The sequence below is a fragment of the Aeromonas sp. sia0103 genome, from assembly GCF_963895295.1.
GTDB classification, from domain to species: domain Bacteria; phylum Pseudomonadota; class Gammaproteobacteria; order Enterobacterales; family Aeromonadaceae; genus Aeromonas; species Aeromonas encheleia.
Window position 1 is genome coordinate 187,884 of the sequence record NZ_CAWQKG010000061.1, and the last position, 24,013, is coordinate 211,896.

A 24,013-nucleotide genomic window follows, 5' to 3' on the forward strand; every position below is an offset into this window, starting at 1 on the left:
ATGGCCGCCAGATTCAGACCCATTACGGCAGACGCTTGCCCGCAAGAGCACCCTCTGGAACAGAACATGACAGCACAGCACCAAGCCACCGGCGCCAACCTGAGCGCCCACACCCCCATGATGCAGCAGTACCTTGGCCTCAAGGCCGAGAATCCCGAGATCCTGCTGTTCTACCGGATGGGCGACTTCTACGAACTCTTCTATGACGATGCCCGCAAGGCCTCCCAACTGCTCGACATCTCCCTGACCAAGCGCGGCCAGTCGGCGGGCAGCCCCATTCCCATGGCGGGGGTGCCCTATCACGCCATCGAGGGTTACCTGGCCAAGCTGGTGCAGCTCGGCGAGTCCGCCGCCATCTGCGAGCAGGTGGGGGATCCCGCCACCAGCAAGGGGCCGGTGGAGCGCAGGGTCGTCCGCATCATCACCCCGGGCACCGTCTCCGACGAGGCGCTGCTCTCGGAGCGCCAGGACAACCTGATCGCCGCCGTCTACCACGACGGTCGCCGCTTCGGCTACGGCACCATGGACATAGGCTCGGGCCGCTTCTTCATCAACCAGTTCGACAAGGAAGAGACGTTACTGGCGGAGCTGCAACGCACCAATCCGGCCGAGCTGCTCTACCCGGAGTCCTTCGAGTTCCTGCGCCACGTCGAGGGCCGCCGCGGCCTGCGCCGTCGTCCCGAGTGGGAGTTCGAGCTTGGCACCGCCCGCAAGCTGCTGTGCCAGCAGTTCGGCACCCAGGATCTGGTGGGCTTCGGGGTCGAGCAGAGCGAGACGGCGCTCTGCGCCGCCGGCTGCCTGATGCAGTACGTGAAAGACACCCAGCGCACCGCCCTGCCCCACATTCGCGGCGTGCGCCTCGAGCAGCCGGATCATGCGGTCATCATGGATGCCGCCACCCGCCGCAACCTGGAGCTGACCCAGAACCTGGCGGGAGGCTATGAAAATACCCTGAGCGATGTGCTGGATCGCACCGCCACCCCCATGGGCAGCCGCCTGCTCAAGCGCTGGATCCACCAGCCGATCCGCGATCGGGTGATCCTCAAGGGGCGCCAGAGCACCATCCAGAGCCTGATCGAGCAGAACCTCTATGACGATCTCGGCAGCCTGCTGCGCCAGGTCGGCGACGTGGAGCGGGTGCTGGCCCGCCTCGCCCTGCGCTCGGCCCGCCCGCGCGACCTCACCCGATTGCGCCAGGCCTTCCAGCAACTGCCCGAGCTGCAACGCCAGCTGGCCGATAGCCAGCACGAGGCGGTGCAACAGCTGGCCGAGCGGGCCAGCACCTTCCCCGAGCTGCTGAGCCTGCTGGAGCGCGCCGTGATGGAGGTGCCACCGGTGCTGATCCGCGATGGCGGCGTGATCCGCGATGGCTTCAACCAGGAGCTGGACGAGCTGCGGGATCTGGCCAACGGCGCCACCGCCAGCCTGGCCCGCATCGAGGAGCGCGAGCGGCTGCTGACCGGCATCAACACCCTCAAGGTGGGTTACAACAGGGTGCACGGCTTCTACATCGAGGTGAGCCGCGCCAACAGCCAGCTGGTGCCGGCCCACTACATCCGCCGCCAGACCCTCAAGAACAACGAACGCTACATCATCGACGAGCTGAAGAAATACGAGGACAAGGTGCTCACCGCCCAGGCCCAGGCGCTGGCGCTGGAGAAGCGGCTGTACGAGGAGCTGCTCGACAACCTGCTGCCTCACCTCGGCGAGCTGCAGGAATCCGCCGCCGCCCTGGCCGAGCTGGATGTGCTCGCCAACCTGGCGGAGCGGGCCGAGACCCTGGACTATCGCTGCCCGCAGCTCATCGACGAGGAGCAGATCCTGATCGAGGCGGGCCGCCATCCGGTGGTGGAGCAGGTGATGAGCGATCCCTTCATCGCCAACCCGATCCGGCTCGATCGGGCACGGCGCATGCTGATCATCACAGGCCCCAACATGGGCGGTAAGTCCACCTACATGCGCCAGACCGCCCTCATAGTGCTGCTGGCCCACATCGGGGCCTTCGTGCCCGCCGACAGCGCCCGCATCGGCCCCATCGATCGCATCTTCACCCGCATAGGGGCGTCGGATGATCTCGCCTCCGGTCGATCCACCTTCATGGTGGAGATGACCGAGACCGCCAACATCCTCAACAACGCCACCGCCCGCAGCCTGGTGCTGATGGACGAGATCGGCCGCGGCACCAGCACCTACGACGGTCTGTCGCTGGCCTGGGCCTGCGCCGAACAGCTGGCGAGCAAGATCGGCGCCTACACCCTGTTTGCCACCCACTACTTCGAGCTGACCCGCCTGCCGGAGCTGATGGATGGCCTGGCCAACGTCCATCTGGACGCGGTTGAACACGGCGATACCATCGCCTTTATGCACGCGGTACAGGAGGGGGCGGCCAGCCGCTCCTACGGCCTGCAGGTGGCGGCGCTGGCAGGGGTGCCAAAATCGGTGATAAGCCAGGCCCGCCACAAGCTGGCGGAGCTGGAGAGCGCGACCCCGGCCCATGCCAGCCAGACCTCAAGCGGCGCGCTGCCCATGCCCGTGATCACCCAGCCCCATCCGGTGGTGGAGGAGCTGGAGGCGGTGCGCCCGGACGAGCTGAGCCCCCGCCAGGCGCTGGATCTGCTCTATCGCCTCAAGCAGCTGCTGTAACCCGTCCGGCCGACGCCACAGACAAAAAAGGGGAACCTCGCGGTTCCCCTTTTTCATTGCACTCCTTGCCCTGGAGCATCAGGCCGGACCTATGCGATCCAGCAGGCTCATGTGGGAGGAGCTGTCGTGGCGCTTGAGGTTCTGCCGGTATTCGAACTGGTGCTGACTCTCCTGCTTGAGGCCCAGCATCAGCGAATAACACATGGCCAGCATGATCAACGAGAACGGCAGCGCAGCTATGATGCTGGCCGCCTGCAGGGCCGCCAGTCCACCGGACACCAGCAGGATGGCGGCTACCAGCCCCTGGCCCAGCCCCCAGATGGCGCGGTGCAGCACGGGCGGCTCCTGATCGCCGATGGAGAGCAGGGTGGTGATGACCAGCGTGCCCGAGTCACTGGAGGTGATGAAGTAGGTGCAGATCAGCAGGGTCAACACCCCCTTGGCGATCCAGCCGAAGGTGTCCCAGTGCAACAGTTCCACCGTCTGGTAGAGCGCCAGGGTCACATCCTGGTTGACCGCAGCCACCACGCCGCCACCGCCGAACAGCTCCAGGTTCATGGCGGTACCGCCAAACACGGTGAGCCAGAACATGCCGAGCAAGGAGGGCACCAGCAGCACGCCGAGCACGAACTCACGGATGGTGCGGCCCTTGGAGATGCGGGCGATGAACATGCCGACGAAGGGAGCCCAGGCTATCCACCAGCCCCAGTAGAAGGCGGTCCAGCTCGATTGCCAGGCCGAGGTGCCGTTGGCCTCGGTATTGGTCCAGAAGCTCAGCTTGACGATGTTCTGCAGGTAGTCACCGATGTTCTGCACATAGGCGTTGAGGATGTAGGTGGTCGGACCCAGCACCAGGAAGAGCGCGAGCACGAACACGCTGAGCCAGATGTTGAGCTCGGAGAGCAGCTTGACCCCGCGCCCCACCCCGGAGACCGCCGACAGGGTGGCGATCAGGCTGATGCCGCCGATGAGCCAGAGCTGGTTGCTCTGCGAGACCCCCATGCCGAACATCTGGTTGAGACCGGTGTTCATCTGGGAGACGCCGAGGCCGAGGGAGGTCGCCACCCCGAATACGGTGCCGAACACCGCCAGCACGTCGGCGGCATGGCCCCAGAAGCCGTAGATCCGTTCACCCAGGATGGGATAGAGCACCGAGCGGATCGCCAGCGGCAGCTTGCGGCGATAGCTGAAGAAGGCCAGCGACAGGCCGACGATCACATAGATGGCCCAGGGGTGCAGACCCCAGTGGAAGAAGGTGAGCCTCATGGCGACCTGGGCCGCCTCCGGCGTCATCCCCTCGGTGATGAAAGGGTTGCCCTGCAGGTGATTCATGGGCTCGGCGATGCTCCAGAACACCAGACCTATGCCCATGCCGGCGCTGAACAGCATGGAGAACCAGGCGAAGTAGCCGAACTCCGGTACCTGGTCGTCGTCGCCCAGTCTGATGCTGCCGAAACGGCTGAACATCAGATAGACGGCGAAGAACAGAAACAGGGCGACGACCAGAATGTAGTACCACTTGAAGCCGGCGATGATCTGATCCTTGGCGCCGACGAACCAGGCGGCGGCCGTCTCGGGAACGAACACGCCAAACAGCAGAAACAGGGTCACGACGGTGAGGGCCGTCATGGCCATGGTGGGGTTGAGGCCTTTCAGTAGCCCTTTGGTTGCTCTCATCGGGCCTCCTTAGTCATTGTTGAAAAAATCTTCGCCCACGTGCTCGCCCGCACCACCGATGGCGCGATAGACCATCTGGCCCGCCGCCTGGGCACGGTGATCCACCAGGGTGACCGAAGGCTGGCCGTTCACCGCGTGGCGCTTGCCGAGGAAGATGGCCATGGGCACGCCCAGATTGGAGATGCCGCTGGTGATCCAGAGCCGGTTGAAGTCGTAGGAGCCACCGATGAACTCGAGCTGGGCCAGGCCGGTGTCGAGGCCGGTCAGGTAGAAGTTCATGGCGCTCTCGTCGGGGAACAGGTGCACCAGCACATAGGCATAGCGTATTTCGTTCACCAACTCCTTTAGACTGAAAGCACCTGTGTCGCTGTAGGAGAGCGGCAGCTCGCCATCATAGTGGTGCACTTTCAGGTTGTTGGGGTCTTCATCATAGGCGGGCTGATAACGCACGAAAGCCGAGGTATCCGGCAGTTCGTAACGTACTCTGACCACCCGGAGATCGGCAACCAGCGACTTGATATCCAGATCGTTGCTCATCATTTCGTTCCTCAAAATCGGGTTAAAATTCGGAAATTACCCGTTAACCTAACACAAAAATCATTAGAGCAGAAATGATTAGACCAAAAACCATATTGACCTTGTGACGAATTAGGCGGAGAATTTTGCGCCTCTCAACTGCTCCCCAATGACTCAAACCCCATGGAAAAACATGATGAAGTGCTGGTCGCATTGCGCCAGATCATCCGTGCCATCGACATGCACTCCAAGCGCTTGATCAAGGAAGCCGGGCTGACCTCGCCGCAGCTCCTGCTACTCAAGGGGATCAACGAGCTGGGGCAGATCTCCATGCGCCAACTGGCCGACCACACCAACATGAGTCAGGCCACCGCGACCACCATCATGGACCGGCTCGAGAGCCGCCAGCTGGTGCAGCGCATTCGCAGCGAAACCGACAAGCGCAAGGTGCATGCGACACTGACTGACGCGGGTCGCGCCCTGCTGGCGCAGGCCCCCACCCCGCTGCAGGAGAGTTTCATCCAGCGCTTCCAGGCGCTGGAAACCTGGGAGCAGAGCCTGCTGCTCTCCTCCCTGCAGCGGATCTCGTCGATGATGAATGCCCACGAGATCGATGCCGCACCTGTGCTGAGCGTCAGACCGCTCACCGAGTAGCAGGCATAAAAAAAGCTCCCGAACGGGAGCTTTTTTGCATGGGGTTTTTTCTACAGCACCCGTGGCGGTATCACTCTTCCAGGCTGATGCCGATGTTGGAGACACCGTCCTGAGCCGCGAAGGTACGGATCGCCAGGATGCGATCGCTGTCGCGCTCATGGGCCACCCGCTTGAGCAGCTCGACCTGAAACTCCAGCTCGGCCTCGATGTACTCGTGCTCGTAGAGCTCTTCATCGGTCAGCTCGCGCTCTTCCAGCATCTCGATGAAACCGGCCACCGTGCCCACCGAGGCATGACTGGCATCTTCGGCTTCCTCGCCGACCCGGCAGATCACCGAGTTATAGGCGCAGCCCAGTGCCACACAGGCATCCAGCGCCGGATAGGCGCCATAGGATTCGAACTTGCTGGGTTCCGGGATATAGACTTCAAACGCCTCCAGAATGGCGCCCAGATTGACGCGGGATCCCTTCACGGTGAGATAGTTCCACATCTGATCCAGCGCGTTGCGGAATGCCTTCGCATCACCGAAACCGGCGGCCTGGCTGAACAGCGCATAGTTGGGGTACATGCGCTCTGCCAGCGCCAGGGTGTAGACGGTCTGTTGCCAAGGCTGTAGCTCGGCCAGTCGCTTATAAAACTTGTCACCAAACACTGGAGTCGGATCCTTTGCAAAATGTGGGGCAGATTGTAGCCCACGAGGGGCCCTGCGAAAACGAAAAAGCGGCCTGGTCGGCTATCTTGCCCGATCAACTCGGGTAAGATGAGGAGAGTACCTCCTCCGCCGTGCCGTAAACATGATAAGGAACAAGAGTATGAGCCAACGTACCCTGCTTCTGCTCAGCCAGGACAACAACCACTATGAGCGCCTGCTCAAGGCCGCCCGCCTCCCCCATCTGCACATACTGCGGGCCGACAACCAGGCCGAGGCCGAGAAACTGATCGGCGAGGCCCACATCCTGATGGCCGAACCGGCGCGGGCCAAGCCGCTGCTGGCCAAGGCCGACAAGCTGAACTGGATGCAGTCCACCTATGCCGGGGTCGATGTGCTGCTGGACGCCAGCTGCCGCCGCGACTATCAGCTGACCAATGTGCGCGGCATCTTCGGCCCGCTGATGAGCGAGTACGTGTTCGGCCAGCTGCTCAGCCTGTCGCGCCAGCTGCCGCTCTATCGCGAGCAACAGCAGCAGCGACTGTGGCAGAGCCATCCCTATCAGGGGCTCAAGGGACGCACCATGCTGATCCTGGGCACCGGCAGCATAGGCCAGCATATCGCCAACACCGCCAAGCACTTCGGCATGAAGGTGCTCGGCATCAGCCACAGTGGCCGCGAGCGCGCCGGCTTCGATCAGGTTTATCAGCTGCCGGCCCTCAACAAGATGCTGGCCCAATCCGACATCATCGTCAGCGTCCTGCCCTCGACCCGCGAGACCCGTCACCTGTTCACCGCGGCCCGCTTCGCGCACTGCAAGCCGGACGCCATCCTGTTCAACGTCGGCCGGGGCAGTGCCATCCACGAGGGCGATCTGCTGGAGGCGCTGCGCGGTGGCAAGCTCGCCATGGCGGTACTGGATGTGTTCGAGCAGGAACCCCTGCCCGCCGACAGCCCACTCTGGCACCAGCCCAATCTGATCATCACCCCGCACAACAGCGCCTACAGCTTCCCGGAGGATGTGGCCCAGATCTTCGTGCGCAACTACATTCGCTTCATCGATGGTCAGCAGCTGGATGGACGGATCGACTTCGACAAGGGCTACTGAGTACGACGCCGGTCCCAACGAAAAGGCCCCGCCAGACTGGCGGGGCCTTTTTCATGGCCGGGATGAAACCGGGCTCAGCCCGCTGCCATCTCCTTGCGATAGCCCTTCACCTTGGCGAGGAACTGGCGCTTGTCCTTGCCGCTAAGGGGCTCCGCCATCGGCAGCTTGACCTTCATGGCATCGACCGGGCGGTTGTTGATCCGCACCTCATAGTGCAGGTGAGCACCAGTGGAGCGCCCGGTGTTGCCGGAGAGCGCGATCTTGTCACCCATCTTCACCCGTTGGCCGGGTTTTACCAGCAGCTTGCTCAGGTGCAGATAGCGCGTCATCAGGGTGCGACCGTTCTTGATGACCACATAGGTACCAGCCAGCGGGTGGCGGGTCGCCTTGAGCACCACGCCATCCCCGGTAGCCATGACGGGCGTGCCGACCGGCAGGGCGAAGTCGGTGCCCTCATGCGGACGGACCTGGCCGGTGATCGGGTGGCGCCGGTTAGGGTTGAAGCTGGAGCTGACCCGATAGCGGCTGTGGGTCGGATAACGGCGGAAGCCGCGCTCCAGACTGTTGGCCTGACCGTCATAATAGTTGCCATCTTCCGACAGCCAGGCCGATACCGCCTTGCCCTGGCTGAACACTTCCACTCCCAGCAGCTGGGTGTTGCCCGTACTCTTGCCCTCGACCGTCTCCTGACGGACCAGCACCTTGAACTTGTCACCCTTTTGCAGATCCTTGGCGAAATTCAGCCGCCACTGGAACAGGTTGGCAATCTTCTGGATATGGTTCGCCGGGATCCCCGCATTGCGGGCGCTGACATAGAAGCTGCCGTTGATGACGCCGTCATAGCTCTTCTGCTGCCACTGCACCTCTTCATTGAGCATGTTGGCGCTGTAGCTGTCGTCGGTGCGCTCCAGCACCAGGGTCTGCTTGATGTTCAAGCGGATCTTCAGCTGCTGCAGAATGTTGTCCTGATCGATCAGCAACTCTATGGTCTGGCCAGGCTTGAGGCGGGCCAGATTGTTCTTGGCATCCGCATCCAGCACCTTGTAGAGGGTGGTGGTCGAGAGCCCCAGATTGTTGAAGATGGTGGTCAGGTTTTCACCGTTGCGCACCCGGTAATCCTGCCACTGGGGCGTCGCATCGGCCGGAATGTCATCCTCCGGCGTCGCGGCCTCTACCAGCTCGTGATCCGGGATATCGTTGAAGTCGGTGTTGTCTTCGTTGGTTGCGGTGCCAGTAGTGGCGATCGGCAACTCCAGACGCAGTGGCCGCTCCAGGATGTCACCCGGGGCTGGCAATACCGCTACCGCTGACAGCGTCATGGCCGTGAGCAATAACATGGCATAAAAATGTTTGCGGGGAACCGGGGGTTCCCAGTTGGCAGCCTGTGCTACCAAGGGACGGAGACGTTTCATCCGCTATCCTGTCATTAGATCTAAGGGTGGTAGTAAGGGGTCTGTTTTTATGTTTTTTTCTTATGAAAACCGAATATCTGGGTTTTAGACCTAATTACTCACAAAAAGTTCATAGCAATACGCATGAACCTCACATTTTATGCATAACTTCCTGTCATGGGCAGAAATCATCGCCGCTTTTAGTCATTTTTTTCTATTTTTAAGACCCGGGCCCGGTTGTTATTGCCCCTAAGCAACAAGATGTTGCGAAAAAATTGCCACGGAGTGGGTATGTCATTAGCAAGATTGTTAAATGTAATCATCCTGATCCTGTTCACCCTGGGTGCCATCCTGCTGCTCATGCTGGAGATCACCACGGTACGGCAATCCATCCTCGATCAGATGTCGGCCAACCTGGAGACGGCCATCACCGCCCTCGGCCTGGTGCTGCAAGGTACCCTGCTCAACGACGACAAGGTGCTGGCGGAAACCATCGTCAATGCCATGTTCGACGGGGGCTTCGTCAGCTCGGTCACGCTGCTGGATCCCGATGGCCAGCTGCTGTTCCAGAAAGTCTTCCACACGGCCCAGCAAAATATTCCCAGCTGGCTGCCGGCCGTCGTCCACATGCCGCCGGTCAAGATCGAGCAGGAGCTCACCGATGGCTGGCGCATCCTCGGCACCCTCACCCTCGAGGGTCACGAAGGCTATGCCTACCAACACCTGTGGAATGCCATCAGCCGCACCGGGCTGGCCTTGCTGTCCGGCCTGGTGGTCCTGATCCTCATCATCCAGTGGGTATGCACCCGCCTGCTGCGCCCCCTCGAACAGGTCAGCCTGCAGCTGATGCAGGTTCGTCAGCGCCGCTTCAGTGGCAACCTGCCCACCCCCTGGCTGCAGGAACTGCAGGAGGTCGTGGTGTCGATCAACCAGCTGGTCTCCGAGCGCAAGCGGGATCTGCTCCAGCAGCGGCTCAAGATCACCCAGCTTGGCAAACAGCACGAGCCCCACATCAGCCAGAAACTGATGGCCCTGACAGAGACAGCGAGCGGCATGTATCTGCAACACTTCATCTCCACCCAGGGGGAGATCAGGCTGTACAGCCGGCTGCTCCCCCAGAGACCACCGACCGTCGACAGCTCACCGGACGAGATCCGGGCCCTGATAAACCATTGGCTGGCACAGAAGGCGGAGGGGCTGCAGCTCCCCCTCAGCCTGCTCAATCATCCTGACTGGGCACAGTTTTCTTCGTCCCTGGCCAGCGGCAAGGGCAAGACCCTGGACTGGCGTTGGGATCTCGCCCTCTTCCCGCCCCTTGCCGAGGAGCGCCTGACGGCCCTGCAGGCCCAGGGGGTCGAGATGGCGTTCAGCAATGTGCCCATGAACAACGACAACCTGACCAGACTCGATCCCATCAATCCGGTGTTCATCAGTTGTCAGCTGACCCAGGCCCCGCTCTACTGGAATCTGCTCTCCCAGTGCCTGCATGCGTCCGGCTATACCCTGTTGGCAGAAGCCAGCGAAATCAATGACATCAATACACTACGCAACTGGGGCATAGATGGTTATGCCAGCCAGGAGGCATCATGAGACCCATTCTGCCGTTACTCGCCCTGCTGTGGCTGCCCTCCTTGCAGGCCACCACCATGACCATAGGGACCGGGGGGGAACAGGGCATCTATTACCAGGTCATCAAGGAGTTCTGCCGCCTGGCAGGCAAGAGCGACCCGGATCTGAAATGCAGACTGCAGGCCAGCTCGGGCTCCATCGAGAATCTTCGCCTGTTGCAGGCGGGGGGGCTCCCCTACGCCATAGTGCAGTCAGACTGGCTCTATCAGGCCAGCCACGGCACCGGCCCCTTCAGCAAACTCCCCCAGCCTGAACTGAGGGCTCTGTTTGCCACCCATGCAGAGCCTTTCACCCTGGTGGTGCGGGCCGATGGCGACATCAGCAAGCTGGACCAGCTCAAGCTGGCCCCCATCGACATGGGGCTGAAACACTCGGGCACGCGCCAGACGGCGCTGGCGCTATTTTCTGCTCTGGGTGCAAAGGAGCAGGATCTGGATCTGAAGAGCGTGGCCAATCTGGCCGAGGCGCTGTGCAGCAAGCAGATCGATGCCTATGGGCTGGTGATGGGGCACCCGAACTGGATCGTGCTGGAGACGGCCAAGCGTTGCCCCATCCACTTCCTGCCCATCGAGGGGCCGGTGCGGGATCAGCTGCTGAAGGGGGTGAAGTATTACCAGCGTAGCCAGGTGCCTGCCCGCATCTATCCTGGCAACCTGAAGGCCACCCCCACCTTCGCCATCGCCGCCACCCTGGTCACCAATGCCAGCACCACGGATGCCGACGTGTATCGTCTGACCAGGGCCATGCTGAGCCAGCAGACCAGCTTCAACGAGCAGACCTACGGCTACGCCAACCTGTTCCACAAGGCGCGCAACAAGATAGGCCCGGTGCTGAGCATCGCGCAGCATCCGGGGGCGGCAAAGTATTTCGAGGAGTTGAAAGCGGCCGGCAAGCTATAGCTGGCGACGGGGGGTGCGCAGGTGCTCACTGGAGAACCGGCTCTGCATCGAGGTCCACTGAGTCAGGCGATCGGCGCTCCCCGCCAGGGTGCCCTCACGCCGTGACTTCATAACCCAGATGCTTTTGGCATCGAAGCTGTAGACGGGTTGCAGATCGTTGCGCTGGCTACCGGGCAGGATGCGGCCATTGATGTTGTCCAGCACCAGAGGATCGGACTTGGTGGTCGAGAAGTAGAGCGTCACCATGTGAAATTGGTTGTACCGGACCGCCTTGACATAGGCCAGCCGCAGCTTCTGCTCGTCAACCCCCAGCTCCATCAGGGTGTAGTACTTGGAGATGCTGTAATCCTCACAATCCCCACCCCGGGCCCCGATAAACTCCAGCGGATTGGCCCAGTAATCCTCCTCCCCCCACAGCCTGGGATCATCGCTGAAGGTCAGGTTGTTGAAGTAGTTGTTCACCAGCTCCAGCTTCTGCTGATCCGTCGTGCCGGCCCTGGGGGTAAGCAGTCGAGAAAACGCCTCCGCCCGCTGCAACACCTTGCCGCCATAGACCGCCTGCAGCTTGGTCTTGAGATCCGGGCTGGCGACGTAATTGGACAGTTGGGAGGCCTGCACAGGGGCACATGCCAGTGCCAGTGTGCAGGCGGGGACGAGCCATTTCATAGGAGACGCTCCGTGTCATGCGCTGGAGGTCAGTATAGTCAGGCCTGACTAGGGCATCGACGCGGCAGCCACCTTTAGCGGCACTGGGCGAAGGCGTCGGCCAGCTGCTGCATGAACTGCGGATAACCATCCGGGCCGAGCGGCACCTGCTCACCGACCTCATCCAGCAGCAGCACCTTGGCGCCGGTGTTGCGGGCGACCGATTCGATCACCGCCGGCGAGAATTGCGGCTCGGCATAGATGCAGCTCGCCTGCTTCTCCTCCAGCGCCTTGCGGATCTCCACCAGGGTCTTGGCGCCGGGGCGGCGCTCCGGGCTCACGGTGAAGTGTCCCTTGGAGCTCATGCCGTAGTGGCGCTCCCAGTAACCATAGGCTTCGTGGAACACGAAATAGCCCTTCTGGTTCACCACCTTCATCTGCCCGGCGATGACCTTGTCCTTGGCGTCGACCTTGGCCTGGAAGGCCAGCAGGTTGGCGCGATAACGCTCGGCATTGCCCGGATCCCGGGCGCTAAGCGTTTCGCTCATCGCCTTGGCGATCACCAGCGCCTGGGTTGGTCCCAGCCAGATATGGGGATCCACCCCTTCGTGATGGTGGCCCTCGTGCCCGTCATGATCGTGGCCTTCATGATCGTGGCCTTCATGCTCCTCATCGGCCGGCTCCTCATGTCCGGCCTGCTTGCTGTAGTCGAACAGCGGCATGCCCTCGACCCGGGTCAGGGTCAGCACATGGGGATGCTTGGCCAGCGGCTTGGCCATGAAGCCTTCCAGCTCAGGGCCGACCCACACCACCAGATCAGCCTCGTTGATGCTGCGAATGTCGGAAGGGCGCAGGGCGAAGTCGTGGGGGGAGGCGCCGGTCGGCAATAGCACCTTGGGCTCACTCACGCCGTCGGTGATGGCAGCGGCAATGAAACCGAGCGGTTTGATGGTGGTCAGTACCTCGAGGGCACGAACAGGCAGACTCACCGCCAGCAGGGCGGTGATCAGGGTAAGAATTCGCATAGAGATCTCGTCAGGAAGTGAGTGTGTGATAATATAACAAACCAACGTTATTGTTATATTATAACTCTCACTGGCTGTAAACCCCGGAGCTGTCATGACCCAACTGGTGGAGCTGAAAGAGGTCTGTCTCGCGTTTGACGGACGATCCGTGCTCGACAAGGTCTCCTTTACCCTGAATAAAGGCAAAATCACCACCTTGGTCGGCCCCAATGGCGCGGGCAAGAGCACCCTGAGCAAGCTGGTGCTGGGCCTGCTCAACCCGGATTCCGGCAAGATCATTCGGCGCCGCGATCTGCGGGTCGGCTATGTGCCACAGCGCCTCTATCTGGATCCCACCCTGCCGCTGACGGTGCGTCGCTTCCTGCAGCTTGGCAAGAATGGCCGCCTCTCCATCGACGAGGCGCTGAATCGGGTCGGCGCCCAGGATCTGCTGGACAACCGGATGCAGAAGCTCTCCGGTGGCGAGATGCAACGGGTGCTGCTGGCCCGCGCCCTGCTGGTCAAGCCCGAGCTGCTGGTGCTGGACGAGCCGGTGCAGGGGGTGGACATCAGCGGCCAGATCGAGCTCTATGCCCTGATCGGTCAACTGGCGGCCGAGCTCAACTGCGCCGTGCTGATGGTCTCCCACGATCTGCATCTGGTGATGGCCAGCACCCACGAGGTGATCTGCCTCAATCGCCACATCTGCTGCCACGGCGAGCCGGAAAGCGTGGCCCGCCACCCCGAATTTGCCCGCCTGTTCGGGCGCCCGGAGCAGGAGGTGCTGGCGGTCTATACCCACCATCACCACTGTGACGGTGAACACCATCATCACGAGCCGCAGGCCCCGGTCATCCGCCTGCCCTCTCGCAATCGTTAAGCACGGCTAAGGACATTCAAGTGGACAGCTTTCTGTTATATGCCCTCGCGGCAGGTCTCGGCATCGCCCTGCTGGCCGGGCCTCTCGGCAGCTTCGTGGTGTGGCGCAAGATGGCCTATTTTGGCGACACCCTCTCCCACGCCTGCCTGTTCGGCATAGCGCTCGGCATCTTGCTGCAGGTGGATCTCACCCTGGCGGTGGTGGTCTGCTGCCTCGCCATGGCCATGCTGCTGGTGGTCATGAGCCGCAACCAGCAAGTGGCGACCGACACCCTGCTCGGCATCCTGGCCCACAGCGCCCTGTCCCTTGGCCTGGTGACGCTGAGCTTCATGGATAACGTGCGGGTGGATCTGATGGCCTACCTGTTCGGCGATCTGCTCTCGGTGCAACCCATGGATCTGCTCTGGATCTACGGCGGCGGCGCCCTGGTGCTGCTCACCCTGTGGCGGCTGTGGGATCCCCTGCTTTCCATGACCATCTCGGAGGAGCTGGCACGGGTGGAAGGGATCCGGGTCGACGTGCTGCGCTGCGTGCTGATGCTGCTGATCGGGCTGGTGATTGCGGTGGCCATGAAGTTTGTCGGCGCGCTGATCATCACCTCCCTGCTGATCATCCCCGCCGCCACCGCCCGTCGCTTCAGCCAGACCCCGGAGCAGATGGCCGGCTTGGCGGCGCTGATCGGCTGCCTGGCGGTGCTGGGGGGGCTCAGCCTCTCCTGGTTCCAGGACACCCCGGCCGGCCCCTCAGTGGTAGTCTGCGCCACCAGCCTGTTTATCCTGAGCCAGTTCAAGAAGGCCTGATCACCGGTGCGTCGGGCTGCGCCTTGGCCTATAGCGGCATGCTCTGGCGCGTCTCCATCATCAGCCATTGGCGCAACCGGCTGATGGCGGGCTCATGGGCCCGTGAGCGCTTGCAGGTGAAGTAGAACGCATCCCCCGTCACCAGCTGGTGGACCGGCAAGGCCACCAGCTGGGGATCATCCGGCCGCAGCATGTAGTCATTCACGAACGCCACCCCCTGATCCCAGGCCGCCGCCTCCATCGCCAGCAGCACATGGCTGAAGTGGTGCATGCGCGCCTGCTCCGGTATGACCAGACCGCCCGCCTGGGCCCAACGCTGCCAATCCTCCCCCCGCGCCTTGTAGATGGACTGCACCGACAACAGCGGCAACTGCCAGATGACCTGTGGCCACTCTCCCTCGACCTGCTGCAGCAGGCGGCGGCTACAGACCGGGAACAGCCGCTCCTGATAGATGAGATCGTGACAGTAGCCGCGGCCGTGGGGCGAGACGGTGATGAAGCAGTCCGCCACCCGATCGGAGAGTTCGGGATCTTCCGCCACCATCTCCAGGCTGAGATCCAGCTCGGGATAGAGCTGGCGCAACCCGGCCAGGCGCGGGATCAGCCACTTCACCGCGAAGGAGCTGTAGACCGCGAGCCGCAGCCGCATCTCGCCGCCCCCGCGCAGCTGCTCGCTGCTCTGGGCGATCTGGCCGAGCCCGGCCGCTATGCCCTCGAAATAGATCTCTCCCTGGGCGGTCAGTGACAACAGGCGCCCCTGACGCAGCAGCAACCGCTCCCCCAAAAAGTCCTCCAGCAGGCGGATCTGGTGGCTGACCGCGCTCTGGCTGACGTTCAGCTCGAGGGCCGCACGGGAAAAACTTAGCAGGCGGGCAACCGCCTCGAAGTACTGGACGGCGCGCAGGGGGGGCAGCTTCATTATCCAAAATTCTCATAGATGGTGATTTTTTATCATTTTACTGGATAACTAGCCCCAGGCTACCCTCCCCTCATCTAACGTGGGAGGTGGTATGAATGCAGTCGGGATCGGCATCCTTTATCTGGTGCTAGGCAACATGGTGGCGGTCTTTTCCGATGCGCTGGTCAAGGTACTGGATCCAAGCCAGCCGGTGTTCCAGTTCGTGTTCTTTCGCCAACTCTCCGCCGCCCTCTTGCTGGCGCCCTGGCTGCTCTGGTCCTGGCGCCGCAACCCGCCGGTGGCGCTCAAGTGGCATCTGCTGCGGGCCCACATCTGGGCGATCGGCGTCTGCCTGATGGTGGTCGCCCTCACCCGCTTGCCGCTCGCCACCGCCAATGCCCTGTTTTATGCGGCGCCGCTGCTGATGGTGCCGCTCGCGGTCTGGCTGGCGGGGGAAGCGCTGTCGCGGCAGAAGGTGCTGACGGCGCTGGTGGGCTTCATCGGGGTGCTGATCGTGCTGCGCCCGACCGAGGTGAACTGGGCCGCGCTGGCGGCGCTCGGGGTGGCGCTCTCCATGGCGGTCAACAACCTGCTGATCAAGCGGATCCCGCTCAAGCAGCCCATCGCCCAGACCCTGTTCTTCACCAACGTGCTGAGCATGCCCATCATACTGGCGCTGGCCTGGTGGGAAGGGGGAACCTGGCAGTGGCAGATGTGGTGGCCCGCCTTCGGCTCGTCGGCGCTGATCATGGTCTACGCCGGGCTCTGCGTGGTGGCCTATCGCAAGGCGGAGGCGAGCAAGATCGCCTCGGCGGAATACACGGGTCTCTTGATGGCGGTCGCCATCGGGGTCTGGTTGTTCGACGAGCAGCCGGGTCTACCGCTGCTGCTTGGCTGCCTGTGCATCATACTGCCGCTGGTCGCCATGGCCCGCGGCAAGCCAAAACCATTGGCCGAGCCGGTGGTCTGACGCGACAGGCTACAGGCTCACCCCAGCAGGGGGGTGACCCTGAGTCGCAGCTGAGGGACCACCTCCTGCTCGAACCAGGGGTTCTTCTTGAGCCAGAAGGTATTGCGCGGTGAGGGATGCGGCAGTGGCAGCCAGGCGGGGCCATAGTCGGCCCAGCTGTGCACCGTCTCGGTGAGCGAGCCCTTGCCCGCCGCACCCAGATAGTAATGCTGGGCGTACTGGCCGATGAGCAGGGTCAGCTCTATATGGGGCAGCAGCATCAACACCTTGTCGTGCCAGGTCGGCGCGCACTCGGGTCTGGGTGGCAGATCCCCCGACTTGCCCTTGCCGGGATAGCAGAGCCCCATCGGCATGATGGCGATGCGGGACTCGTCGTAGAAGGTGGCCTTGTCCACCCCGAGCCAGTGGCGCAGCCGATCGCCGGAGGGATCATCCCAAGGGATGCCGCTGGCATGGACACGGGTGCCCGGCGCCTGACCGATGATCAGCAGGCGGGCACTCTCGGCGCCACGGATCACCGGCCGCGGCCCCAGTGGCAGATGGGCCTCGCACAGCCGGCAGGCCCGGATCTGTTCAAACAGCATGTCGAGTCGGTTCATGGCCCGATGGTAGCAGACTTTCCCCCTCTATCCTGCTTGTGAAACCGCCGGCAGCTACTTATCATGCGGCCACACTTGTTTAATTTAATAAACGGAAAACGATGAAGAACTGGATGGGCACCGGCAGTGCGGCCCTCTCCTTCCTGCTGTGGGGCATGCTGCCGCTCTATTACCAGTTCATGCCCGAGGTCAACATGTGGGAGCTGCTCTCCCACCGGGTGCTCTGGTCGGCCGTCCTGCTGGGCGGGCTCTTCCTGCTGCTCGGCTATCGGCTGCCCTGGGCACGGCTGCGCAGCGAGCCGCGCCAGCTCGGCCTCATCCTGCTGGCGGGCCCCGTCATGTCCGTCAGCTGGTGCATGTTCACCTGGTGCCTGACCACCGGCCAGGTACTGGCCACCAGCCTCGCCTTCTTCATGACGCCGCTGTTCAACATCGTATTTGCCGTCATTTTCCTGAGGGAACGGCTCAGCCCGCAGAAGCACCTGGCGGTCGCCCTGGCCCTGGCGGGGCTGGCCTACATGCTGTTCTCCTACGGCCAGTTGCCCTGGTTCTCCCTCATCATGGGCGCCAACTTCGCCTTCTACGGCCTGCTCAAGAAGAAGGTGCACTATGATGCCGGCGTCAGCCTCTATCTCGAGTCCCTGGTGCAGCTCCCCGTCGCCCTGCTGATCATCGTATGGCTGGGCCTGCACGGCACCAGCCAGTTTATGGCCGGGGACTGGGCCGACAGGTTGCTGCTGATGGGCAGCGCCCCCGCCACCCTGCTGCCGGTGGGCCTGTTCTGCTACGCCGTGGCGCGCACCCGCATGAGCACCGTGGGGCTGCTGCAATACATAGAGCCGAGCCTCGCCTTCCTGCTCGCCATCTTCTGGTTCGGCGAAACTGTGGATCCGGTGAAGTCGGTGGGCTTCGCCTTCGTCTGGGCCGGCCTGCTGATCAGCCTGCTGCCCCTGCATCTGCTCAAGCGGAGCCGAGTCGAATGGCACAAACCCTGATCGCCCCCACCACTGTCGATCGGCCGACGGCGCGCTGGTTTATCTATCTGGTGCGCACCGGCGCGGGGGCTCTCTACACCGGCATCAGCACGGATCCCGAGCGGCGCCTGCGCCAGCACCAGAGCGGCAAGGGCGCGCGCGCCCTGCGTGGCAAGGGACCGCTGGCACTGGTGTGGCGGCAGGAGGTTGCGGACAAGGGCGAGGCGCTGCGCCTCGAATACCGGCTCAAGCAGCAGAGCAAGGCATTCAAGGAGCGGCTGCTGCTCGAGCCTCAACTGTGGAGCGACTGGCATCAATCCTGGCTGGCAAGCACCGCCGCCGATCCCAAGACGACCAACCACCTGGCGCCATAAAAAAGGCCACTGCGAGCAGTGGCCAGGGTCCGACAGCAGGGAGGCTTAACGGTAGGTGTTCGACTGCTTGCGCCTGTTGCTGAGCAACCAGCACACCACCAGCAGTAACAGCAGCCAGGGCGCCAGCTTGATGATGAGGGCAAACATGCCAGCCAGGGCGCCAAACAGCACGAAGACCCCGCTCACCAGCAGCATGGCCAGCACGGTAAAACCGGTCAGCGCCATGGTCACCAGCACCAGCATCAAAACGATAAATTCCAGCATGGGTTGCTCCTCATCAGGGGTATCTTGCCAACTGGGCTGATCCGGGGATCAATCCAGCCAGCGCTTCAATTCACGACGGGGCGGCATAATCAGCACCGCCAGCAGGTAGGCGGCCAAGGCCAGCGGCGGCATCAGGATCAGGGCGAGCAACGCCAGGACCCGCACCGTCACCCGCGAGATCCCCAGCCCATTGGCCAGGCCGGCACAGACCCCGGTCAGCTTGCGATGGGCCAGATCCTTGGGCCAGGGGCTCATGCTCACACCCCGACCTGCTGACCCTTCAGCTTCGCCAGCTCACGCTCTATCTCGTCATTGAGCTCCAGCTCGCGGAACTGGGCCTCCAGGGAGGGGTTCTGCCCCAGGGTTGCCGCCTCCAGCTGGGCTTCCAGCTGATCCACCCGGCCCTGAAAGCCATCGAAACGTGCCATCAGCTCATGCATGCGCTGGTTGTCGACCTGGGCACGGGCCCGGATCCGGCTGTGCGCCGTCTGCTCGCGCAGGGTCAGCATCTTCTGCTTCTCCCGCGCCTCGGTCAGCTTGCTCGCCAGCCGCTCGCTGTCGGCGGTCAGCTGGGCCAGCACCTCAGCCACCCGGGCCTTGTCCTGCTCCAGCTGCTCGCACTTCTTGATCTCGGCCAGCTTCTCGGTGAGGGCGGCGCGCGCCAAGTCTTCACGGCCCTTCTGGATGGCGAGCTCGGCCTTGGCCGCCCACTCCTGGATCTGGTGGCGCAGCGCCTGCTGATGGCGCTCCAGTTGCTTCTGCTCGGCGATGACGCGGGCGGCCTGGGTTCTCATCTCGACCTGCACCTGCTCCATCTCCTCGATCATCAGCCGCAGCATCTTCTCCGGCTCCTCACTCTTGTCGAGCAGGCTGTGCAGGTTGGCGTTGATCACGTCGGTCAGGCGGCTAAATACGCTCATGGTCTGGCTCCTCGTTCATGGGATGGGTATCTCTACCCATGACACTACAAGAGCCGTGCCAAGATGATTTATTGTTTTTTTACATAGAGATGGAGATTGAACGTCAAAATCCAAGGACCCTGAGTTGGTAAAAATAGCCAACATGGTGGTGATTTTAACCAACAAAAAAAGGGAGCCAGCGGCTCCCTTCCTATCTCGTCACGCGACCTCAGACGGCCGGACTATGGCCGAGCCGGCTGTCCAGCTCGACCAGCTTGGCCTCCATCTGGGCGCGGCAGGTATCTGACAGATCGCGGATACCGGCGGCGCCGTGCTCCTTGCTGCACAGGGGCGGCAGCATCTCCAGCAGGACCTCGCCGTTGTCCCAGCGGTTCAGATCGACCTGACCGAAGTAGCTGGAGCAGACGATGGGCACCACGGGCACCTCGGCCTGCACGGCGGTGTGGAAGGCGCCGGCCTTGAACGGCAGCAGACCGCGGCCCTTGGAGCGGGTCCCCTCCGGGAACATCCAGATGGAGGTGCCGTGATTCTTGATGCGATCCACCACCTGGCCTATGGTGCCGATGGCACGGGAGCGGTTGGATCTGTCGATCAGCACGTTGCCGGAGAGCCAGAAGAGGAGGCCGAAGAACGGCAGCCACAGCAGGCTCTTCTTGCCCACCGCCACCACGCCGGGCATGACGGCACCGGTCACGGTGAAGATGTCGAAGTTGCTCTGATGGTTGCAGACGTACACTGCCGGGCCGACCGCCTTGACCTCGTCCGGGATGATGACCCTGACCTTGAGCCCGATCAGCGGACAGACCGCGTGGTACATGCGGGCGAAGACATAGACGTTGTTGGGGTGGCGCGGACGCACCAGGCAGAGCAACAGACCAAACACAAACCAGAAGACGAGCAGCAGGGTTAGCAGCAGCACACGGGCAATTTTGAGCATCGAACACCTCGGATGTTAACTCGGCGCAGTATACTGGTCCCCCTTTTAGCGAACAAGCGTTCGCCAAACAGAACCGACCTCCCCCTGTCCGCGGATGGGCACACGACCAGACCCCCGACTTGCCCCACCCGCCATTGGCCGCTAGGATGTGCCCATCTTGATGGACGGGGCTAGCATGATGTTGCAACAACGCGCGGCGAAACGACTCCTGCTGCTGGTCTGCCTGCTGGTGCTCAACTGTGCGGCCCAGCCGCTGGCCCGGCTGGCCCTGCTCAATCAGGCCCTCGGCTGCCAGGCTCTGCCCGAACAGAGCAGTCCCGACGATCAGGATAGCGCCCGCGCCGCCAGCCCGCAGCCGAGCAGTTGCCAGCTCAACGGCAAGTGGCTGAGTGCCGCCAGCCTGCTCTGCGTCGAGCAGCTGTTCTTCGCGGTGGCCCTGGTCATCGCCCTGCTGGCTCCGCTCTGGCGCTATACGCCCCCCTTGCCTCCCCCCAGGGTCATCTCGCCGCCCGAGCGGCGTCTTCATCTCACCCTCTGTGTCTGGCGGGAATGAGTTCGGCTGTTCGTTGATTAGCCGTCATTCATTTTTTTGCGAGACAAAACCGATGTCAAACCTTCTCAAGGCAACCCTGTTACTGGGCTGCTTGCTGTGGCAATCCATGGGATTGGCCAGCGACACGGGCTGGCTCACCAGCCCCCAGAACGATCACGCCAAGGTGCGGTTGCAGGCCGACCGCAGCGATCCCCAACAGACCCGCATCCTGCTCGAGGTCGAACTCGAGTCAGGCTGGAAGACCTATTGGCACAGCCCGGGTGAAGGGGGCATAGCGCCCCAGATCCTGTGGCACAAGCCCGTCACCGAGCTCCAATGGCACTGGCCCGTGCCCCGGCACTTCGAGGTGGCCGGGCTCAGCACCCAGGGCTATCAGAAAAGCGTCAGCTTTCCCATCAGCCTGCGCTACCCCAAAGAGCAGCCACTCGAAGGGATCCTGCGCCTCTCCACCTGCAGCAACGTCTGCATCCTGACCGACTACCCCTTCCGGCTCGACGCGGACGGTGCCGTGCCCGCCGGCTTCGACTTCGCCTATGCCAAAGGGATGAGCACCCTGCCCCAGCCGCTGCCGGCGGACATCAGGGTCAGCCTTGGCTATCAACACAACCAGCTGCAACTGCTGGCGGAGCGCGCCGAGGGCTGGCAAAACCCGGCGCTCTTCATCGACGCCCTGGAGGGGGCCGAGTTTGGCAAGCCGGCGCTGGAGGTGCAAGGCACCCGCCTGATCGCCCGCGTGCCTGTCAGCGATGGCTGGCAGGGGGACGCGCCCGACATTCGCGGCAGCCAACTCGGCCTGCTGCTCACCAGCGACGAACAGGCCTGGCAGACCGAAGTCCCCATAGAAGTCCCCATAGGTGAGGCGCTCAGCCTGCCCGGCCAGCGCCAATCCCTGCTCTGGCTGCTGGGGGCGGCGCTGCTCGGCGGCCTCATCCTCAACCTGATGCCCTGCGTGCTGCCGGTGCTGGCGCTCAAGCTCGGCTCTGTGTTGCAACAGCAACACCGGCAGCAGACCGAGGTGCGCAAGCAGTTCCTCGCCTCCAGCGCCGGCATCCTCGCCTCCTTCTGGCTGCTGGCGGCCATGAGCAGCCTGCTGCGGGCCACCCAGGGGGCGGTCGGCTGGGGCATCCAGTTCCAGAGTGTCGGCTTCATCGGCTTCATGGTGGTGGTGACGGCGCTGTTCTGCGCCAACCTGTTGGGGCTGTTCGAGATCCGCCTGCCGAGCACCCTCAGCACCCGGCTGGCCACCAGCGGCGGCAATGGCCTCGGGGGTCACTTCCTGCAGGGGAGCTTTGCCACCCTGCTGGCCACCCCCTGCTCGGCGCCTTTCCTCGGCACCGCCGTCGCCTTCGCCCTGGCGGCGCCGCTGGCCGAGCTGTGGCTCATCTTCACCGCGCTCGGCATCGGCATGAGCCTGCCCTGGCTGCTGGTGGCGGCCCTGCCGCACCTCGCGCTCTGGCTGCCGAAACCGGGCCGCTGGATGAGCCGGCTGCGCCTCCTGCTCGGCCTGCTGATGCTGGGCTCCAGCCTCTGGCTGATCAGCCTGCTCGGCAACCACCTGGGCAGCGTCACCAGCGGCTGGCTGATGGCGGCGCTGTTGCTGGTGCTGCTGGCAGGCATTATCTGGCGCTACGGCATCCGGGGTTTCACCCTGGCGCTGTCGCTCAGTGCCCTGGTGGGCGGGGCCTGGCTGCTGGGCGGGGCCTTCACCGTCCAGGGCTCGGGCAGCCTCGACAGGGTAGCCTGGCAGCCCCTGTCGGAGCAGGCCATCAGCCAGGCGCTGGCCGACAACAAACAGATCTTTATCGATGTCACCGCCGACTGGTGCGTGACCTGCAAGGCCAATAAATACAATGTGTTGCTACGCGATGAGGTGCAAGACGCCCTCTCGGCCCCCGATGTGGTGGCCCTGCGCGGTGACTGGAGCAGACCCAACGACGCCATCGCCGCCTTCCTGCGCAAGCGCGACGCGGCCGCCGTCCCCTTCAACCAGATCTACGGCCCAGGCCTGCCAGCGGGAGAGACACTCTCCCCGCTGCTGGACAAGGCCGACCTGCTGACCCTGTTGCGCCGCGCCGCCTCATCCCAAGGCGACGGCGAGTCCCCCCATTTCGAAGGAGAGAACAAATGAAACCGACCCTGCGCACTCTGACCCTGATTGCCTCCCTGTCCGCCGGCCTGCTGGCCCCGGCTCTGCACGCCGCCCCCTTCACCCCGGAGCAGGAGGCCCGCATCAAGGAGCTGATCCGCGAGACCCTGGTGGCCAATCCGAAGATCCTCGACGAGGCGGCCGAATCCTGGGAGAAGCAGAACACCGCGGCCCAGGAGGCCCAGCTCGGTGACTTCATCAAGGGCAACAAGGACATGCTGTTCAACAGTGCCACCAGCCCGCGGCTCGGTGCCCGGAACCCCAAGCTGACCCTGGTGCTGTTCACCGACTACAACTGCCCCTACTGCAAACAGTTCGATCCGCAGATAGCCAAGCTGCTCAAGGCCTATCCGAACGATCTGGGGCTGGTGATCAAGCTGTTGCCGTTCAAGGGGCAGACCTCCGCCAAGGCGGCCCAGTACAGCCTGACCCTGTGGCAGCAGGATCCGGCCCGCTTCCTGCCGCTCCACGACAAGCTGATGAGCAAGCAGGGCATGCTGACCGAGGCGGACATCAACAAGGCGCTGGCGGCCACCGGCAATGTGGCGCTCAAACCTGAAGGCAAGGCCACCGAGGAGCTGCGCAATAGCCTGCGCATCGGCACCTTGCTGGGGGTGCAAGGCACACCGGCGACCCTGATCGGCAACCAGCTGGTGCCGGGCGCGCTTCCCTATGAGCAGCTCGAACAATTAGTGAAGGCCGAACTGGCCAAGCAGGCATGAGGAAACTATCCGTGGAGCTGCGTCCATACAGTCAGCGCATCGGCACCTTGCTGGGGGTGCAAGGCACACCGGCGACCCTGATCGGCAACCAGCTGGTGCCGGGCGCGCTTCCCTATGAGCAGCTCGAACAATTAGTGAAGGCCGAACTGGCCAAGCAGGCA

Annotated in this window: 25 protein-coding genes and 1 pseudogene; 14 read left to right on the plus strand and 12 right to left on the minus strand. The window is 63.2% G+C overall.

Annotated features, from left to right (window positions below):
- Positions 1-66: 66 nt before the first annotated feature.
- Complete coding sequence (mutS, locus tag AACW18_RS19795) at positions 67-2,643, plus strand: DNA mismatch repair protein MutS (protein ID WP_218389629.1); 2,577 nt, start codon at positions 67-69, stop codon at positions 2,641-2,643.
- A 78-nt stretch (positions 2,644-2,721) separates the two neighbouring features.
- Here the strand turns inward: mutS and AACW18_RS19800 are convergent, their stop codons facing one another.
- Positions 2,722-4,320 carry a BCCT family transporter gene (locus AACW18_RS19800; protein ID WP_042652044.1) on the minus strand — a complete coding sequence of 533 codons (1,599 nt, stop codon included), beginning with the start codon at positions 4,318-4,320 and terminating at the stop codon, positions 2,722-2,724.
- Positions 4,321-4,329: 9 nt separating this feature from the next.
- On the minus strand, positions 4,330-4,857 hold the full coding sequence (locus AACW18_RS19805) for a hypothetical protein (protein WP_042652193.1): 528 nt from the start codon (positions 4,855-4,857) through the stop codon (positions 4,330-4,332).
- Positions 4,858-5,019: 162 nt separating this feature from the next.
- Here AACW18_RS19805 and AACW18_RS19810 point away from each other — a divergent pair, with 162 nt between their 5' ends.
- Positions 5,020-5,490, plus strand: coding sequence for a MarR family winged helix-turn-helix transcriptional regulator (locus AACW18_RS19810; protein ID WP_042652043.1), 471 nt, complete (start codon positions 5,020-5,022; stop codon positions 5,488-5,490).
- A gap of 70 nt (positions 5,491-5,560) precedes the next feature.
- Here the strand turns inward: AACW18_RS19810 and AACW18_RS19815 are convergent, their stop codons facing one another.
- The gene (locus AACW18_RS19815; RefSeq protein WP_042652042.1) at positions 5,561-6,142 is read right to left on the minus strand and encodes a YjaG family protein; all 582 of its coding nucleotides are present in this window, start codon (positions 6,140-6,142) and stop codon (positions 5,561-5,563) included.
- A 160-nt stretch (positions 6,143-6,302) separates the two neighbouring features.
- On the opposite strand from AACW18_RS19815, the gene AACW18_RS19820 reads away from it, so the two are divergent.
- A complete protein-coding gene (locus tag AACW18_RS19820; protein WP_218389630.1) occupies positions 6,303-7,247 on the plus strand; it encodes a D-2-hydroxyacid dehydrogenase in 945 nt (314 codons plus the stop codon).
- Positions 7,248-7,321: 74 nt separating this feature from the next.
- Here AACW18_RS19820 and mepM read toward each other — a convergent pair whose 3' ends face one another.
- A complete protein-coding gene (gene mepM / locus AACW18_RS19825) occupies positions 7,322-8,659 on the minus strand; it encodes a murein DD-endopeptidase MepM (RefSeq protein ID WP_218389631.1) in 1,338 nt (445 codons plus the stop codon).
- 270 nt (positions 8,660-8,929) lie between these two features.
- Between mepM and AACW18_RS19830 the strand changes: the two genes are divergently transcribed.
- Positions 8,930-10,228 carry a LapD/MoxY N-terminal periplasmic domain-containing protein gene (locus AACW18_RS19830; protein WP_042652039.1) on the plus strand — a complete coding sequence of 433 codons (1,299 nt, stop codon included), beginning with the start codon at positions 8,930-8,932 and terminating at the stop codon, positions 10,226-10,228.
- On the plus strand, positions 10,225-11,166 hold the full coding sequence (locus tag AACW18_RS19835; RefSeq protein ID WP_218389632.1) for a TAXI family TRAP transporter solute-binding subunit: 942 nt from the start codon (positions 10,225-10,227) through the stop codon (positions 11,164-11,166). The genes AACW18_RS19830 and AACW18_RS19835 overlap by 4 nt, the downstream gene beginning before the upstream one ends.
- Here AACW18_RS19835 and AACW18_RS19840 read toward each other — a convergent pair.
- Together AACW18_RS19840 and znuA are read right to left on the minus strand one after the other, a co-directional pair.
- Positions 11,161-11,832: a transglutaminase-like cysteine peptidase gene (locus AACW18_RS19840; protein WP_042652037.1), complete on the minus strand. Its 672-nt coding sequence runs from the start codon at positions 11,830-11,832 to the stop codon at positions 11,161-11,163. The genes AACW18_RS19835 and AACW18_RS19840 overlap by 6 nt on opposite strands.
- Positions 11,833-11,906: 74 nt before the next feature.
- Entirely contained in the window at positions 11,907-12,836 is a 930-nt protein-coding gene (gene znuA, locus AACW18_RS19845) for a zinc ABC transporter substrate-binding protein ZnuA (protein ID WP_218389633.1), read from the minus strand.
- Between the two features lie 94 nt (positions 12,837-12,930).
- Between znuA and znuC the strand changes: the two genes are divergently transcribed.
- Positions 12,931-13,695 (plus strand): zinc ABC transporter ATP-binding protein ZnuC, encoded by a 765-nt coding sequence (gene znuC, locus AACW18_RS19850; protein WP_042652035.1) that lies wholly within the window; start codon positions 12,931-12,933, stop codon positions 13,693-13,695.
- A gap of 20 nt (positions 13,696-13,715) precedes the next feature.
- A complete protein-coding gene (gene znuB, locus AACW18_RS19855; RefSeq protein ID WP_042652034.1) occupies positions 13,716-14,495 on the plus strand; it encodes a zinc ABC transporter permease subunit ZnuB in 780 nt (259 codons plus the stop codon).
- Between the two features lie 28 nt (positions 14,496-14,523).
- On the opposite strand, the gene AACW18_RS19860 is transcribed toward znuB, so the two are convergent.
- Positions 14,524-15,414 (minus strand): LysR substrate-binding domain-containing protein, encoded by an 891-nt coding sequence (locus AACW18_RS19860; protein ID WP_218389634.1) that lies wholly within the window; start codon positions 15,412-15,414, stop codon positions 14,524-14,526.
- A 91-nt stretch (positions 15,415-15,505) separates the two neighbouring features.
- Here AACW18_RS19860 and AACW18_RS19865 point away from each other — a divergent pair, with 91 nt between their 5' ends.
- Positions 15,506-16,363: a DMT family transporter gene (locus tag AACW18_RS19865; protein ID WP_042652032.1), complete on the plus strand. Its 858-nt coding sequence runs from the start codon at positions 15,506-15,508 to the stop codon at positions 16,361-16,363.
- 17 nt (positions 16,364-16,380) lie between these two features.
- Here AACW18_RS19865 and AACW18_RS19870 read toward each other — a convergent pair whose 3' ends face one another.
- Positions 16,381-16,962 carry a uracil-DNA glycosylase family protein gene (locus tag AACW18_RS19870; protein WP_218389635.1) on the minus strand — a complete coding sequence of 194 codons (582 nt, stop codon included), beginning with the start codon at positions 16,960-16,962 and terminating at the stop codon, positions 16,381-16,383.
- Positions 16,963-17,063: 101 nt separating this feature from the next.
- Between AACW18_RS19870 and rarD the strand changes: the two genes are divergently transcribed.
- Entirely contained in the window at positions 17,064-17,957 is an 894-nt protein-coding gene (gene rarD, locus AACW18_RS19875) for an EamA family transporter RarD (RefSeq protein WP_218389636.1), read from the plus strand.
- The gene (locus AACW18_RS19880; protein ID WP_218389637.1) at positions 17,942-18,310 is read left to right on the plus strand and encodes a GIY-YIG nuclease family protein; all 369 of its coding nucleotides are present in this window, start codon (positions 17,942-17,944) and stop codon (positions 18,308-18,310) included. Before rarD ends, AACW18_RS19880 begins: the two co-directional genes overlap by 16 nt.
- A 45-nt stretch (positions 18,311-18,355) precedes the next feature.
- On the opposite strand, the gene pspG is transcribed toward AACW18_RS19880, so the two are convergent.
- The 4 genes from pspG to AACW18_RS19900 all read right to left on the minus strand — a co-directional run bounded on the left by pspG (position 18,356) and on the right by AACW18_RS19900 (position 20,431).
- Positions 18,356-18,574, minus strand: a complete 219-nt coding sequence (gene pspG, locus AACW18_RS19885; protein ID WP_218291113.1) for an envelope stress response protein PspG — start codon at positions 18,572-18,574, stop codon at positions 18,356-18,358.
- Between the two features lie 48 nt (positions 18,575-18,622).
- Positions 18,623-18,829 carry a PspC domain-containing protein gene (locus AACW18_RS19890; protein WP_042652027.1) on the minus strand — a complete coding sequence of 69 codons (207 nt, stop codon included), beginning with the start codon at positions 18,827-18,829 and terminating at the stop codon, positions 18,623-18,625.
- Positions 18,830-18,831: 2 nt separating this feature from the next.
- Positions 18,832-19,494: a phage shock protein PspA gene (pspA, locus tag AACW18_RS19895; protein WP_218389638.1), complete on the minus strand. Its 663-nt coding sequence runs from the start codon at positions 19,492-19,494 to the stop codon at positions 18,832-18,834.
- 208 nt (positions 19,495-19,702) lie between these two features.
- Positions 19,703-20,431 (minus strand): 1-acylglycerol-3-phosphate O-acyltransferase, encoded by a 729-nt coding sequence (locus AACW18_RS19900; RefSeq protein ID WP_218389639.1) that lies wholly within the window; start codon positions 20,429-20,431, stop codon positions 19,703-19,705.
- A 175-nt stretch (positions 20,432-20,606) separates the two neighbouring features.
- Here AACW18_RS19900 and AACW18_RS19905 point away from each other — a divergent pair, with 175 nt between their 5' ends.
- From AACW18_RS19905 to AACW18_RS21535, 4 genes and pseudogenes are all read left to right on the plus strand, one after another.
- Complete coding sequence (locus AACW18_RS19905) at positions 20,607-20,984, plus strand: hypothetical protein (protein WP_218389640.1); 378 nt, start codon at positions 20,607-20,609, stop codon at positions 20,982-20,984.
- Positions 20,985-21,036: 52 nt separating this feature from the next.
- Entirely contained in the window at positions 21,037-23,112 is a 2,076-nt protein-coding gene (locus AACW18_RS19910; protein WP_218389641.1) for a protein-disulfide reductase DsbD family protein, read from the plus strand.
- A complete protein-coding gene (locus AACW18_RS19915; protein WP_218389642.1) occupies positions 23,109-23,852 on the plus strand; it encodes a DsbA family protein in 744 nt (247 codons plus the stop codon). Before AACW18_RS19910 ends, AACW18_RS19915 begins: the two co-directional genes overlap by 4 nt.
- 8 nt (positions 23,853-23,860) lie before the next feature.
- A pseudogene (locus AACW18_RS21535) lies at positions 23,861-24,013 on the plus strand (DsbA family protein); the annotation flags it as partial.

What these genes read in the sequence shown, in the direction of transcription:
- mutS (WP_218389629.1), top strand. Translation starts at nt 67, where the DNA reads ATGACAGCACAGCACCAAGCCACCGGCGCCAACCTGAGCGCCCACACC.
- AACW18_RS19800 (WP_042652044.1), bottom strand. Translation starts at nt 4,320, where the DNA reads ATGAGAGCAACCAAAGGGCTACTGAAAGGCCTCAACCCCACCATGGCC.
- AACW18_RS19805 (WP_042652193.1), bottom strand. Translation starts at nt 4,857, where the DNA reads ATGAGCAACGATCTGGATATCAAGTCGCTGGTTGCCGATCTCCGGGTG.
- AACW18_RS19810 (WP_042652043.1), top strand. Translation starts at nt 5,020, where the DNA reads ATGGAAAAACATGATGAAGTGCTGGTCGCATTGCGCCAGATCATCCGT.
- AACW18_RS19820 (WP_218389630.1), top strand. Translation starts at nt 6,303, where the DNA reads ATGAGCCAACGTACCCTGCTTCTGCTCAGCCAGGACAACAACCACTAT.
- mepM (WP_218389631.1), bottom strand. Translation starts at nt 8,659, where the DNA reads ATGAAACGTCTCCGTCCCTTGGTAGCACAGGCTGCCAACTGGGAACCC.
- AACW18_RS19830 (WP_042652039.1), top strand. Translation starts at nt 8,930, where the DNA reads ATGTCATTAGCAAGATTGTTAAATGTAATCATCCTGATCCTGTTCACC.
- AACW18_RS19835 (WP_218389632.1), top strand. Translation starts at nt 10,225, where the DNA reads ATGAGACCCATTCTGCCGTTACTCGCCCTGCTGTGGCTGCCCTCCTTG.
- AACW18_RS19840 (WP_042652037.1), bottom strand. Translation starts at nt 11,832, where the DNA reads ATGAAATGGCTCGTCCCCGCCTGCACACTGGCACTGGCATGTGCCCCT.
- znuA (WP_218389633.1), bottom strand. Translation starts at nt 12,836, where the DNA reads ATGCGAATTCTTACCCTGATCACCGCCCTGCTGGCGGTGAGTCTGCCT.
- znuC (WP_042652035.1), top strand. Translation starts at nt 12,931, where the DNA reads ATGACCCAACTGGTGGAGCTGAAAGAGGTCTGTCTCGCGTTTGACGGA.
- AACW18_RS19860 (WP_218389634.1), bottom strand. Translation starts at nt 15,414, where the DNA reads ATGAAGCTGCCCCCCCTGCGCGCCGTCCAGTACTTCGAGGCGGTTGCC.
- AACW18_RS19865 (WP_042652032.1), top strand. Translation starts at nt 15,506, where the DNA reads ATGAATGCAGTCGGGATCGGCATCCTTTATCTGGTGCTAGGCAACATG.
- AACW18_RS19870 (WP_218389635.1), bottom strand. Translation starts at nt 16,962, where the DNA reads ATGAACCGACTCGACATGCTGTTTGAACAGATCCGGGCCTGCCGGCTG.
- rarD (WP_218389636.1), top strand. Translation starts at nt 17,064, where the DNA reads ATGAAGAACTGGATGGGCACCGGCAGTGCGGCCCTCTCCTTCCTGCTG.
- AACW18_RS19880 (WP_218389637.1), top strand. Translation starts at nt 17,942, where the DNA reads ATGGCACAAACCCTGATCGCCCCCACCACTGTCGATCGGCCGACGGCG.
- pspG (WP_218291113.1), bottom strand. Translation starts at nt 18,574, where the DNA reads ATGCTGGAATTTATCGTTTTGATGCTGGTGCTGGTGACCATGGCGCTG.
- AACW18_RS19890 (WP_042652027.1), bottom strand. Translation starts at nt 18,829, where the DNA reads ATGAGCCCCTGGCCCAAGGATCTGGCCCATCGCAAGCTGACCGGGGTC.
- pspA (WP_218389638.1), bottom strand. Translation starts at nt 19,494, where the DNA reads ATGAGCGTATTTAGCCGCCTGACCGACGTGATCAACGCCAACCTGCAC.
- AACW18_RS19900 (WP_218389639.1), bottom strand. Translation starts at nt 20,431, where the DNA reads ATGCTCAAAATTGCCCGTGTGCTGCTGCTAACCCTGCTGCTCGTCTTC.
- AACW18_RS19905 (WP_218389640.1), top strand. Translation starts at nt 20,607, where the DNA reads ATGATGTTGCAACAACGCGCGGCGAAACGACTCCTGCTGCTGGTCTGC.
- AACW18_RS19910 (WP_218389641.1), top strand. Translation starts at nt 21,037, where the DNA reads ATGTCAAACCTTCTCAAGGCAACCCTGTTACTGGGCTGCTTGCTGTGG.
- AACW18_RS19915 (WP_218389642.1), top strand. Translation starts at nt 23,109, where the DNA reads ATGAAACCGACCCTGCGCACTCTGACCCTGATTGCCTCCCTGTCCGCC.